General features: G+C 69.2%; 12 protein-coding genes and 2 pseudogenes. 10 read left to right on the top strand and 4 right to left on the bottom strand.

All coding sequences use genetic code 11. The features are described from left to right. Window positions 1–86 precede the first annotated feature (86 nt). Window positions 87–590: a hypothetical protein gene (locus ACFY9I_RS22440; protein ID WP_391004274.1), complete on the bottom strand. Its 504-nt coding sequence runs from the start codon at window positions 588–590 to the stop codon at window positions 87–89. A 126-nt stretch (window positions 591–716) separates the two neighbouring features. On the opposite strand from ACFY9I_RS22440, the gene ACFY9I_RS22445 reads away from it, so the two are divergent. Next, window positions 717–1,154: a MarR family transcriptional regulator gene (locus ACFY9I_RS22445; RefSeq protein ID WP_391004276.1), complete on the top strand. Its 438-nt coding sequence runs from the start codon at window positions 717–719 to the stop codon at window positions 1,152–1,154. A gap of 295 nt (window positions 1,155–1,449) precedes the next feature. On the opposite strand, the gene ACFY9I_RS22450 is transcribed toward ACFY9I_RS22445, so the two are convergent. Then, on the bottom strand, window positions 1,450–2,211 hold the full coding sequence (locus ACFY9I_RS22450; RefSeq protein ID WP_391004277.1) for an ISAs1 family transposase: 762 nt from the start codon (window positions 2,209–2,211) through the stop codon (window positions 1,450–1,452). A 199-nt stretch (window positions 2,212–2,410) separates the two neighbouring features. Beyond that, window positions 2,411–2,533 (bottom strand): annotated as a pseudogene (locus tag ACFY9I_RS22455) (transposase family protein); the annotation flags it as partial. Window positions 2,534–3,082: 549 nt separating this feature from the next. Here ACFY9I_RS22455 and ACFY9I_RS22460 point away from each other — a divergent pair. The 6 genes and pseudogenes from ACFY9I_RS22460 to ACFY9I_RS22485 all read left to right on the top strand — a co-directional run bounded on the left by ACFY9I_RS22460 (window position 3,083) and on the right by ACFY9I_RS22485 (window position 7,406). Further along, the gene (locus ACFY9I_RS22460) at window positions 3,083–4,189 is read left to right on the top strand and encodes a ricin-type beta-trefoil lectin domain protein (protein WP_391004278.1); all 1,107 of its coding nucleotides are present in this window, start codon (window positions 3,083–3,085) and stop codon (window positions 4,187–4,189) included. 335 nt (window positions 4,190–4,524) lie between these two features. After that, window positions 4,525–5,943 (top strand): non-reducing end alpha-L-arabinofuranosidase family hydrolase, encoded by a 1,419-nt coding sequence (locus tag ACFY9I_RS22465; protein WP_391004755.1) that lies wholly within the window; start codon window positions 4,525–4,527, stop codon window positions 5,941–5,943. A 304-nt stretch (window positions 5,944–6,247) separates the two neighbouring features. Beyond that, a pseudogene (locus tag ACFY9I_RS22470) lies at window positions 6,248–6,377 on the top strand (IS630 family transposase); the annotation flags it as partial. Window positions 6,378–6,619: 242 nt separating this feature from the next. Next, window positions 6,620–6,868 (top strand): transposase, encoded by a 249-nt coding sequence (locus tag ACFY9I_RS22475; RefSeq protein ID WP_391004279.1) that lies wholly within the window; start codon window positions 6,620–6,622, stop codon window positions 6,866–6,868. 24 nt (window positions 6,869–6,892) lie between these two features. Further along, window positions 6,893–7,189, top strand: coding sequence for an IS3 family transposase (locus tag ACFY9I_RS22480; protein ID WP_391004280.1), 297 nt, complete (start codon window positions 6,893–6,895; stop codon window positions 7,187–7,189). Between the two features lie 4 nt (window positions 7,190–7,193). Then, window positions 7,194–7,406: an IS3 family transposase gene (locus tag ACFY9I_RS22485; protein WP_391004757.1), complete on the top strand. Its 213-nt coding sequence runs from the start codon at window positions 7,194–7,196 to the stop codon at window positions 7,404–7,406. A gap of 397 nt (window positions 7,407–7,803) precedes the next feature. On the opposite strand, the gene ACFY9I_RS22490 is transcribed toward ACFY9I_RS22485, so the two are convergent. Then, on the bottom strand, window positions 7,804–9,000 hold the full coding sequence (locus ACFY9I_RS22490; RefSeq protein ID WP_391004281.1) for a hypothetical protein: 1,197 nt from the start codon (window positions 8,998–9,000) through the stop codon (window positions 7,804–7,806). Window positions 9,001–9,092: 92 nt separating this feature from the next. On the opposite strand from ACFY9I_RS22490, the gene ACFY9I_RS22495 reads away from it, so the two are divergent. The 3 genes from ACFY9I_RS22495 (at window position 9,093) to ACFY9I_RS22505 (ending at window position 12,336) form a co-directional block, all read left to right on the top strand. After that, window positions 9,093–10,070, top strand: coding sequence for an ABC transporter substrate-binding protein (locus tag ACFY9I_RS22495; RefSeq protein WP_391004283.1), 978 nt, complete (start codon window positions 9,093–9,095; stop codon window positions 10,068–10,070). 134 nt (window positions 10,071–10,204) lie between these two features. Continuing rightward, complete coding sequence (locus ACFY9I_RS22500; RefSeq protein ID WP_391004284.1) at window positions 10,205–11,332, top strand: iron chelate uptake ABC transporter family permease subunit; 1,128 nt, start codon at window positions 10,205–10,207, stop codon at window positions 11,330–11,332. Beyond that, window positions 11,329–12,336: an iron chelate uptake ABC transporter family permease subunit gene (locus ACFY9I_RS22505; RefSeq protein WP_391004286.1), complete on the top strand. Its 1,008-nt coding sequence runs from the start codon at window positions 11,329–11,331 to the stop codon at window positions 12,334–12,336. The genes ACFY9I_RS22500 and ACFY9I_RS22505 overlap by 4 nt, the downstream gene beginning before the upstream one ends. Window positions 12,337–12,355 lie beyond the last annotated feature (19 nt).

Below are 12,355 nucleotides of genomic sequence, written 5' to 3' on the forward strand. Positions count from 1 at the left end.
CATGCCGGTGGCGCCGATCAGGAGGATCTTCACAGGTTGCTCCGGTCGTGCTTGTTTCGTTTGTGTGGGTGTGGTCAGTGCTGTGGTCAGTGCTGGATCTCGAAGGTGAGCTTCGCCTGTTCCACCGTCTCTTGCAGGACGCGCACCTCGCCGGAGGCGTTTTGGTACTTGCCGGTGCCGCCTGTGATGGCGAACCGTTCGTCGAAGACGGGTCCGGTGGCGGAGAGCTTGGCTGTGCCGGCTGTGGTGATCTTGCCGCCGGGCAGTTCGTAGACGAAGGTCAGCAGTTCGGCGGTGCGCGGCTTGGTGTCGGTGGAGATGCCGACGAAGCTGCTGGTGCCGAGCTTGCGGCCGTCGCGGCCGGTGAGGTCGCCGGTTCCGATCAGTTGGTCTCCGAGGGCGGAGTCGGGTGGGGCGACGTCGACCATGTTGATCGCGGTGCCCTTCTCGACGGCCTCGATGGTGATGGTGCGGTGCCGGTGGGAGGCGGGGGTGGCGTCGGCCGAAGCGGGTGCCGGGGACAGGCCGAGGGTGAGGGCGCCGGCCGTGGCGGCGGCGGCACCGAATGCGGGGAGGGTGCGCTTGCGCATGATCGGGCTCCACATCTGTGGGGGGCGTACAGCCAGAAGTACCTGCCGACGCAGACAATATATCTGTCAGTACAGATAATGCAACAGCAGCTTCTTCCGCTCTCGGCTTTCTGGCATCCTCGTGGAGTGAACGAGCAACTGCTGAACGACGACGACGTGACGCTCTACGGCCTGTTCGTGGAGGCGTTCGCTCGCCTCAGGCCCCTGGTACACCGGGACCTGGGAGTCCCGGACACCTGGTTCGAGGTGCTGCTGCGACTGGCGCGCACCCCCGGGCACCGGCTGCGCATGACGGAGCTGGCGGAGGCCGTGTCCTTCAGCTCGGGCGGTTTCACCCGGCTCGCCGACCGCATGGCGAAGGAGGGGTTGATCCGCCGCGATCCCGACCCTGCCGACCGGCGAGCCGCACTCGCCGCATTGACCGACAAGGGCGCCGAGGCGCTCGACCGCGCCCTGACCGCCCACGTCGCCCATCTCCGTAGCCACGTCTCCGGACCGCTCTCATCCGAGGACCGCCGCTGCCTGGAGCGCATCCTGCGCACGCTCCGTGATGCCGACGAATGAGTTCCGCGCGGACGCGGATACCCTCAGCGCAGGATGGAACGGGGGTAACCACATGGCCATCTGCAGCCGGTCGCCCGGACCGAAGGGCAGTCGCCCTTCGCCGTCATCGCAGAGGCCATGGGCCCGCCCCGTCCGCCGGAACGGCACGGCGCGGGTGATGCGCGTGCCTTGGCTCGCGGATCCCGGCCGGTCCTGGCGGTGGCCGGTGCCCTGCCTTTGGCCCGGCCGTACTCCTCACCCGCTGCTGCCCTGATCAGAGATGCAGCAGGCGTGTCGCGGACCACTCCGCCGTAGATCAGGCGAAGTGCGTGGGCGCCGACCTGGGCTGTCCGTCCCCTGGGCGGCAGGACCTGCCTGTCCACCGCGTGTCCGTCCAAGCGCAGCAGTGTGATCGCGGTGTTGCGCAGGCCCGCCATGACGCGGGGTGCGTTGCCGGTGCGGATCTGGGAGCGGTCTTCGTCGAAGGTACGTCGCGGACCCAGTGCAGGCGGTTCTCGATCTCCCAGTGCGACTGCGTCCATGCGGCCAGAACGGCGGGCGGCGCGTTGCGGGCGTCCGCGTTGGTGAACAGGTAGACGATCTTGATGGTCCGTCGTCCCTTGCGGGTGACGGTGCGCCGCGGTTGGGCGCCTTGCTCGGCCCCGGCGAACCCGACCCATGCCGGCACGTCGACGACTTTGATCGTGCGAGTGGCGCGGCGTCCATGTCCTCCGTCCGTCCTGGTGACGGCGGGTATCGAAGTCCAGGGGAGCGCCTTGAGTTGCGCGTACAGCGACTTCTGATTCGCCTTCACGGTCAGGACGTAGTCTCCCCCGGCCCTGGTCACCAGGGTCGGGGTGTCGTGCTGGGTGTGCAGTGCGTCCATCGTGACGACCACGCCGTCCAGGTCGAGGAGTTGAAGCAGGTCCCGGGCGGCGGGGATCTCGTTGCTCTTCTCGCTCACCGAGACCTGGCCGAGCACCGCCCCGGACCCGTGCGCGAGGGCGGCGACCAGGTGCGGGGCCGCGGAGCCGCCGCCGCGTGCTCCCCGGACCGTCTTGTCGTCGACGGCGATCACCCTGCCGCCCGCGACACGTGCGGTCCTGGTCAGGGCCAGACTCCCAGTACCGCATCGAGACGGTCCGCGTCGAGGCGGCGAACAGGCGCTGCAGCGTTGATTCGTCCACCCCACCCCACCCCACTCCACCCCACCCCACCCCACTCCACCCCACCCCACCCCGCTCCACCCCGCCCCACTCCAGGCCCAGCCGTTCCAGCGCGGCACCTCCCGCGTCCCGGGCCCACTCCCCGATCGCGGTGAACCCCCGGGCTCCGGCCACCACCGCGCACACCGCCACCGCGATCAGAGCACCCACCGGGTGCCGGACACCGCGCCGACGGCGCGGATCAGGTTCCCGGCAAGCGGCTGGACGAGGAGCTCATGATCCGGGCCAGACGTGCGAACAGGCGCAGGAGTAAGGGCCGATGGGATGGCTCGGGCGTGACCCCTGGTCGGACGTAAGGCGTAGGAACCTCCGTCCAACCGGGCTGGACCACGCCCGCGCACCTCTTCCACCCCGCAAAATCCCACGTCACAGGGCTACAGAACGACTTTGCCGGGCCCTGCGGTACCGGAGAGGTTGAGAGCAGCACGCGGGCCGTAGCGACAATGAGAACGGGAAGAATCGACGCAAATCAACTCCCGCGGCACCCTTCTCAGAAATTTCTCTCATTCATGGGATGTCCCAGAGGGTGATCAGCGTGATATCTCTACGGAAGTGCTGGTGAGGCCGCGTTCGGCCACAGTGCGAGAAACCCCCCTCACGCCGTTCTGTCAGTACGTCAGGCGGCCGTCGGCGCCGACGGGACGGCACGACGGCAGCGGTGCTGACACGAACGGCGGTCATCCCCGCTGATTCGGCACTCACGCATAGTAAGAGGACGCCCGCATGAGAAGATCTTGGATTCTTCCCCTGATCACGCTTGTCACCGCCGCGCTCGGGATGGCGGCGGCAGGTGCGGCCCCTGCCTCAGCCGCCTCCGACACGCCCCTGCGGGTCATGCCGTTGGGCGACTCGATCACCTGGGGTGTGGGAAGCAGCACGGGCAACGGCTATCGGGGGCCGTTGTGGAACGAGCTCGCGGCGGACGGCCATCCGCTGGACTTCGTGGGCACGGGGCGGAGCGGTTCGATGTCCGACCCCGACAACGAGGGCCACCCCGGATACAAGATCCACCAGGTCGCCGCACTCACCGACGCTTCCCTGACCCGCTACCGGCCCAACGTCGTGACGCTGCATCTGGGCACCAACGACCTCAACGAGAGCTATCAGGTCTCCACCGCCGCCGACCGGCTGCGGTCGCTGGTCAACCAGATCACCGCGGCCGCCCCCGACGCGACCGTCCTCGTGGCCTCCCTGGTCGTGTCGACCAGCGGCTCGGAGGAGCAGTACAGGGCCGCGTACAACCAGGCCATCCCCCGGATCGTGAGCGACGCGCAGGCCGCGGGCAAGAAGGTTGCCTACGTCGACATGAGCAGCCTGACCACGGCCGACCTGGATGACACCCTGCATCCCAACGACTCGGGCTACCGGAAGATGGCCGACGCCCTCCACCGTGGCGTCCAGGCCGCGGACAGCGCCGGGTGGCTGAAGAACCCCGCCCCCGCCCCGGCCCGTGTGCAGTCCGGCATCGCCGGCAAGTGCATGGACGTCAACGGCGCCAGCACCGCCGACGGGGCCGCCGTCCAGACGTGGAGCTGCGGCGGCAGTGCCAACCAGCTGTGGTCCGCCTACACCGACGGCACCCTGCGCTCCATGGGCAAGTGCCTCGACGCCGCCGGCTGGGGCACCGCGAACGGAACCAAGGTGCAGCTCTGGTCCTGTCACGGCGGCGCCAACCAGGTCTGGCAGCCCTACAACGGCGGCTACCGCAACCCCGCCTCCGGCCGCTGCCTCGACGTTCCGGGCGCCTCCACGGCCGACGGCACGCAGCTCCATCTGTGGGACTGCACCGGCGGCTCCAACCAGAAGTGGACCACTCTGACCGCCGGATGACGCCTGCTCCCGGGGCAGGGACGCAGGTCTTCGACCTGGCCGGGGGCGCAGGCCCCGCAAGATCATCAAGCCTGTCCCGCCTCCTGTCTGCCTTCCCGCCAAGAGCCGCACAGGCACGGAATTTGCAGCCGCCCGGTTTCAGCATCCGATTTTTCCGGCTCGCGAGTTCTGTGAGAGGTATTGACGCCATTCTCCGGTTTCTCTCATCATCCAGTTGCTCGACATTTCGACCCATGTTCGACATAACGAACGCGCCCAGGTCGCGGCGCACCGAGAGCCGCACAGCCTCCGACGGGGCCAGCCAGAGCCGCGTACGCAAGAATCACGAGGTCCTCATGTACAGACTGAGTTTCAGCCGCAGACGCCCGTCTGCGGTGCTCACCGCCGCGATTGCGGCTCTGACCGCGTTGGCGGCGATACTCGTCGCCAACCCGGCTCAGGCGGCCACCAGCGGCGCCCTGCGCGGGGTCGCCTCGGGCCGGTGTCTCGATGTGTCGGGCGCCAGCCAGGCCGAGGGTGCGAACGTGCAGCTCTGGGACTGCCATGGCGGAACCAACCAGCAGTGGACGCTGACGGACAACAACCAGCTGACCGTGTACGGCAACAAGTGCCTGGACGTTCCGGGTCACGCCACCACGGCCGGGACCCGGCCGGTGATCTGGTCCTGCAACGGCGGTTCGAACCAGCAGTGGCGGGTGAACGCCGACGGCACGGTCGTCGCCGTGGAGTCCGGGCTGTGCCTGGACGCGTCGGGCGGAGCTACGGCCAACGGCACGGCGGTGCAGCTGTGGAACTGCACCGGCGCCAACAACCAGAAGTGGACCGGCCTGTCCGGCACGACCAACTCGTGTTCTCTTCCGTCGACGTACCGGTGGACTTCGACAGGTCCGCTGGCGCAGCCGGCGAACGGGTGGTACTCGCTGAAGGACTTCACCACCGTGACGTACAACGGCAAGCACCTGGTCTACGCGACGAACGCCACGGCACAGGGATGGCGCTCGATGATGGTCAGTCCCTTCACGAACTGGTCCGACATGGCCTCGGCCGGCCAGACCCAGATGAGCGACCTCGCGGTGGCGCCCAGACTGTTCTACTTCGCGCCCAAGAACATCTGGGTGCTGATCTCCAACGGGTGGGGTACCAACTGGCCCTTCACCTACCGCACGTCCAGCAACCCCACCAACCCCAACGACTGGTCCGCGCCGCAGGCGCTGTTCACCGGCAGCCTCCCCGTAGGCGGCCCGATCGACCCGACCATCATCGGCGACGACCAGAACATGTACCTGTTCTTCGCCGATGACCTCGGCGGCATCTACAAGTCGACCATGCCGATCGGGAACTTCCCGAGCAGCTTCGGCTCGTCGTACACGACGGTCATGAAGGACACCGAGGACAAACTGTTCGAGGCCGTGGAGGTCTACAAGGTCCAGGGCCAGAACCAGTACCTCATGATCGTCGAGGCAAAGGGTTCGAACGGGCGCTACTTCCGCTCGTTCACCGCCTCCAGCCTGAACGGTCCGTGGACCGAGCAGGCCGGCAGCGAGAGCAGCCCCTTCGCGGGCAAGGCCAACAGCGGAGCCACCTGGACCAACGACATCAGCCACGGTGACCTGGTCCGTAACAACCCTGACCAGACCATGACCATCGACCCCTGCAACCTGCAGTTCCTCTACCAGGGCAGGGACCCCAACGCGAACGATCCCGACTACCTGAAACTGCCGTACCGGCCGGGCCTGCTCACCCTGCAGCGCTGACCCGCCCGATCCACAGTGATCGCGATGCGGTGCGGTCCGCCGACGCGTAGCCGAGCGGTTTACGGCGTGGGCGACTCCACCCGCTGACCGATACTCACCGTTTCGAGGAACCCCAGCCGTGCGTCGGCTGGGGTTCCTCTCTTTCGTGGACTGGCCAGGCGCGCACCGCAACCGCACCACCAGCTTTCCGCGGCCTCCTCGCTGTGGTGCGGGGACGCGTCGGGAACCTCGCTGGGAGCTGCGGCTGTCTCCTGGGATGTGGCGCGCTTCGCACCCTTCACGGGGAACACGGGGGATTCACATAGAGAAGTCCCAGGTGCAGGCCCTGGACCGGTCGCAGCCCGTGCTGCCGGGGATGCCCGAGCGCCGCAACCCACGACTACCTGCGGCACGGCGTTACGAGCCGGTTCGCCGCATTCGACGCGGGTGTCGGTGGTAAACCAGACGCGGTCGGCGTGACACGACCGTCATCGGACGCCGCGAGGCCACTTCGGTGACAACGCTCCGTGAAGTCTGACGGATGCTCAGACATATCTGACGTCTCGCCAACCATCCAAGGTCATCTTGCACGTGCGTTGCACAAGGCGCTGAAAAACAACAGTGATCAATGGAGGGTCGTGAAGGTGTCCCTCCCCTCGTAGCGTGAAGACGGTGACTGCAGGGGAAGTTGGGAGTCATGGCGGAGAAGCGACGGAAGTTCGATCCGGAGTTCCGTGAGGGGGCCGTACGGATCGTCACGGAGATCGGCAAGACGATCGCCGAGGTCGCCGAGGACTCGGGATCAACGAGACCACCCTGGCGAGCTGGGTCTCCCGCGCCCGCCGGGCAGGGACCGCACCGGTCGGCGGGAGCGACGAGCTGGAGCGGTTGCGGCGGGAGAACGCCCAGCTCAAGCGGGACAACAAGGATTGGTCATGGAGCGTGATGTCCTCAAACGCTGCATGGTCCTGTGGGTGAAGTAGCCGTGGCGGACCCGGCGTCTGTCGTCGGGGTGATCAGCGACTTCAGGACCGAGCACGGCATTTCGCACCCCGTCTCCTGCCGCGCCCTGGGCGTGAGCGAGTCATGGTTCTACAAACACCGCACCCGCCAGCCCACCCGCCGTGAGCTGCGCAGACAGCACCTGATCGAAGCGGTGAAGGAGGAGTCCGACACCTCCGGCGGTACCTACGGCTCACCGAAGATCTGGATCAGGCTGGTGAGGCAGGGCTGGCGGGTCTCGGTGAACACCATCGCCAAGCCATAGGGGCATCAACGCCGCCGCCGAGTCGTTCTTCGCACTTCTGAAGGAAGAGATCGGCACCCGCTGCTGGCCGGACAGGGCGAGTGCCCGAGCGGAGATCTTCGCCTTCATCGAGACCTTCTACAACCGACGCCGACTGCGGAAGCATCCGGTCTGGGGCCACCTCACCCCGCTGGAGATCCGACAGCGACACGAGCAAGGACACGCCCTCGCGGCGTAAGCATCGAGTGTCCAACATCACGGGGAAACTCCATTGTGTCCCTGGCCCGATGGCTCGGTCACTCGGACCCCGGGTTCACGCTCCGGAAGTACGCGCACTTCCTGCCCCGCGCGGGTGCGCGCGGCAGCGCCGCCGTCGACGCGGTCTTCGCTGGCTGTGATAGCGGGTGATACGGCGAAGCCCCGCCGAAACCATCCTGATGGGACCTCTGCGCGGAGCCGTGAGACGACGAAGCCGCACCGGAGCGCTCCGGTGCGGCTTCGTCGTGAGATCGGCTGCGCTGGCGCGGGCGATGCGGTCGGCGCCTCATGCGGTCCGTGTTCGACCGTCCGTTGGGGCACGGTCACCTCCGCGCCGCGGCCCTCCGGCCGGGCAGTCCGGCCGCATCGTGGTGGGATCACCTCCCTGCCGGGTCCCCCTCGGCACCGTCGTCCTGCGTGCGCAGCATCACGTGGCCGCCGTGGTGCAGGGGCGTGTCCAGCTTCAAGCGGGTTGCCTCAGAGGTGGTTCGAGCGTCGAAGACGTGGACTTCGCCGTGGCCGCCGCGGGTGACGGCGACCCAGTCGGCACCTGGCGAGGCGGCCACCGCACGGCGTTGGACGCCCTCCCAGGGTGTGCCTCCGCGATGGGGAGCCCCGTCCATGGCGGGGAGAGGGACACGACGTACGGTGTTGTCGTCGTCCAGCAGGACCAGTTCGTCGCCGTCCGGGTGGATGCGGGTGAACGCGGTGTGGTCCTTGGCGAGGGCCAGCCGGAAGACCAGTCCCGGGCCGAGGTTCGTCAGGGTCGTGCGATCCGTTTCCAGATCATGGCGCCACGCCTGGTTCGTCCACTCCGGCCAGCGCAGCGGGTCCGCGGGGCCGCCCCGCAGGGTTGACCACAGCGCCCGTCGCCGGGGAGCGAGCCGCAGGTACCAGCCTCTGGCGGGCGAACCCCACGGGATCGTCGGCTCCGGAACGAGTGCGTCACCCTCGCGGCGCGCCCGGTGCACGCCCTCTCCCGTAGCGGCGAAGACGTGGCCGAGGCAAGGGGCTTGGGCGTCGCCGTGCCCGTCGTCCGGCAGGGCGAGGTGTGCGTGGGGCGTGACCGGCGGGCAGCCGGGCTGTGAGCCGAGCAGGTCGGCGAACCGGTGGACGGCGAGTGCGCCGGGTTCCCGGTGTCGCAGGACGACCAGAGGGTCGCCGCTGCCCATGACCGTCACGCCCGGCTCGCCCACGCGGGTGCGCACCCGCGTGGCGTCTCCCGTGGCCAGGTCGACGACCGTCAGCAGGTCGGACCATGGACTGCCGTTCTCCCCCAGGCCCGTGGTGACGGCCACCCACCGCCCTGACGGGTCGCAGGCGAGGTGCTCGGCCGGCACGGCGACCGGGACTGCGGCCTCCACCAGCTCGGTGCCGAACGGGTCGAGTACCAGCAGCTCGCCCCTGCGGTCGTCGACGCAGGCCGCTCTGCCGCCAGGCAGCGCCAGGAAACCGGCGTGTTCGGAGAGGTGGCGGCCGGTGAGGCGATGTGTCTCCACGCCGTCCGGGACGGTCAGCACATGGACGGATCCGCCTATGTGGTCGGAGACCAGCAGCAGTGGGTCGGCGTTCATCGAGAACCCTTCTGAGAGACCATCTAATGAAAACGATTATCGTCGTGTATCTTCGATGCGTTCCGGGATTATGAGAAGAAGCGAGGGCATCGATGCTGGGCTCACCGTCGAGATTCGTCCGTACCTGGATCACCGCGGCGATCGTGGGTTCCGCTCTGGTCGGGTGCGGGGCGTCCACCGAACCCACGAGTGAAAAGGACGCGGTGGCCGACGCGAAGACCGACGTCACCGTGGAACCGATCAACGCGACACGTCAGTTGACCGACGTGAACGGCGTCAAGATCTCTTTGAAGCAGGAACCGCAGCGCATCGTCTGCCTGTTCGCGCTCTGCGACGACATCCTGACCGAACTGGGCATCGTCCCCACGGCCACGAACAGCGCCCTCCTGGCCCAGCCCGGATTTCTCGGGGCGGAGAAGGCGAAGAAGGTCGACGTCATCCCCGGCGGCTTCATCGCGCCCGAGGTGGAGGCGATCCTCTCCCACAAGCCCGACCTCGTGATCGGCCTCGAAGACACCCACGGCAAGCTGGCGCCGTCTCTGAAGGGCGCCACTACGTTCTGGCCCATGCAGCCCGAGAAGTGGCAGGACAGCGTCGGTTACCTGCGCGACGTCGCCGCGCTCACCGGCCGCACCGCCGAGGGCGAGAAGGCCGAGAAGACCTTCCGTGCCAAGCTCGCCGACGCGGAGCGGACCAAGAGCGACAAGACCGCGCTCGTCATCTACGGCAGCGACGAGAACTTCGGCGTCGCCACCCCGGGCACGGACGTGGCCGCCGGACTCTTCCCCAAGCTGGCGGACTACCCCTGGAAGTCCCGTGGAGTGGAGGGCAGTTACAGCCTCGAAGAGATCCTTGCGCGTGACGTGGACGTGCTGTTCGTCGAGACGATCAGCTTCGGCGAGCCGGACGGCAAGCTGTCGGAGAAGCTGGCCAAGAACCCGCTGTGGGGGAAGATCCCGGCCGTGCGGAACGGGGACGTTCACGAGGTGAACTCCGAGGTGTGGGCCAAGGGCCGGGGCACCCGCTCGCTGGGCATCGTCCTCGACGAAGCCACGGCCGCCCTGCGGTGACCGCACCGACCGCGACAGAAACCGCGGCCGGTGACGCGACCTCGGACGGGCGGCGGTCCGTACGGTTCCCGCGCCCCGGCAGGCCGTGGCAACTCCTCGCAGTGACCGCTCTGTTGGTCGCGTCGTCCGCTTGCATGCTGAGCCTGGGCACGCCCTACGTCCCCCTGCACCGCCTGCCCGGTGCGCTGCTGGACGGGGACCGCACACTCGCCGGGATCGTCGTCACCGAACTGCGCGTGCCCCGACTGGTGCTGGCGCTGATCGCCGGGGCCTGCCTGGGCGCGGCAGGGCTCGTCCTGCAGGAAGCGTTGCGCAACCCGCTGGCCGTCCCCGAGATGCTGGGCGTCTCCTCCGGGGCCGCGCTCGGGGTCGCCGCGCCCCTGGTGCTGGCGGTGTCCATCCCGGCCGCCGCCCAGCCCGTGCTGGCCATCGGCGGGGCCGCGCTCGGCGGCGGGCTCACGCTGCTCGCCGCCGGACTGGGACGCAGCCCGTCCGCCGTACTGCTCACCGGGGCCGCGGTCGCCGCCGCCCTGCAGGCCGCGTTGCTCGTGCTCATGGTCATGGCCGACCAGCTGGACCTCCAGCTGATCTACCGGTACCTGCTCGGTTCGCTCTCCGCCCGTACCTGGGACGACGTCACCGGGCTGTGGCCCTGGCTGCTCGTCGCGGCGCCCGCGCTCGTGCTGTGCGCGCCGGTGCTCTCGGTGCTGCGGCTGGGGGACGAGGACGCCGAGGCGTTGGGCGTCCGTGTGCACCGTGCCCGGTTCGCGGCGCTGGCCATCGCCGTCCTGCTGATCGCACCCGTGACCGCCGTGTGCGGTCCGGTGGCGTGGGTCGGGTTCCTCGCCCCGCATCTGGCGCGGCGGCTCAACCCGTCGGCGGACGCGGTGCGTTGGCTCCCCTGGGCGGCTGCGTGGGGCGCCGTCGTGGTGACCGTCGCCGATGTGCCGGCCCGGCTGGCGCTGGCACCCGTGGAGACACCCGTCGGTGCCTGGACCTCCCTGTTCGGTGTGCCCGTCGGTGTCGCTCTGCTCCGGTCGGGAAAGCGGAGACCGAGGATTCCCCAGTCGGCGGCGGGCTCCGAGGCCGAGCGCTCGGAGCAGCCGGAGGCCGGATTTGAAGCCGCATACATCGAGCCATCGGGGGTGGAACCCTCTCAACGGCCAGGACGCCGCGGCCATGGAGAGATGTCCGAAGGCGCCGGTCCCTCCGGCACCCGTCTCCCGGCCGATGGGGCAACCACATCGGAGGAGACCAAGTGAGTCGGCGATTCGGGGCGCTTGCCGTGCTCCTCGTCGTGTGCGCCTGCGCGGAACTGCTGGCCGGGCGCGGTATGTCCCCGGCCGTGGTCCGGGAGGTCCTCGGCGGGGGTGGTGACGCGACGGAGCGGCACATCCTGCTCCAACTCCGTCTGCCTCGGCTGTTGGTGGCCCTCGGTGCGGGGGCGTGCCTCGGCGTGGCGGGCCTGGTCCTGCAGTCCGCGCTGCGCAACCCGCTCGCCGGCCCCGAGGTCACCGGCGTGACCCCGGGCGCGGTGCTCGGGGCGGTCACCGCGACCGGTCTCGGACTGGCGGGCTGGGAATCGCCCCTCGCGGTCGTCGCAGCCGCGTGTCTGGGCGGGTTCGCCGGTGCCGCGCTCCTGTGGCTGCTCGCCGGCCGTGGCGGGGGCGATCCCGCGCAGACCGCTGTCTACGGGGTGCTGGTGTCGGCGGTGCTCGGCGGGCTCACCGCCATGGTGCTGCTGGTCGCGCCGGGAGAGCTCGGCAGTGTCGTCCAGTGGCTCGTCGGCACGACGGAGGGCCGGGTGTGGCAGCACTGGCACCTGTTGTGGCCGTGGGCGTTGGCCTGGGGTGTGCTTGCGTGGCTGCTGGCGGGACCGCTGACCCTGCTGCGCTGCGGTGACGACATCGCCGGTGCGGCCGGGCTGTCCGCCGCGCGTGCCCGGAGCCTCGCCCTGTTGTGCGCCGTGGCACTGACTGCGGGTGCCGTAGCTGCCGTCGGGGCGCTGGGTTTCGTCGGGCTGCTGGTGCCGCACCTCGCGTTCGCCCTGTTCGGTGCGGACCTGCGGCTGACGCTGCCCGGCGCCGCCCTCGTGGGGGCGGCCGTGGTGTGCGGGGCGGACGCGGCGGCGCAACTGTCCTCGCGGCTGCTGGCCGTCGTACTGGACAGTGGACGGCTCACGCTGCCGGTCGGGGCGCTCACCACCTGCCTCGGGGCCGTGCTGCTGCTGGTCGTCGTACGCCGGGCGCCCGGCCGGACGTTCTGATGTCGACGAAGGACAGAAC

Origin of the sequence: Streptomyces sp. NPDC012510 (genome assembly GCF_042955065.1) — a bacterium.
Classification (GTDB): Bacteria; Actinomycetota; Actinomycetes; order Streptomycetales; family Streptomycetaceae; genus Streptomyces.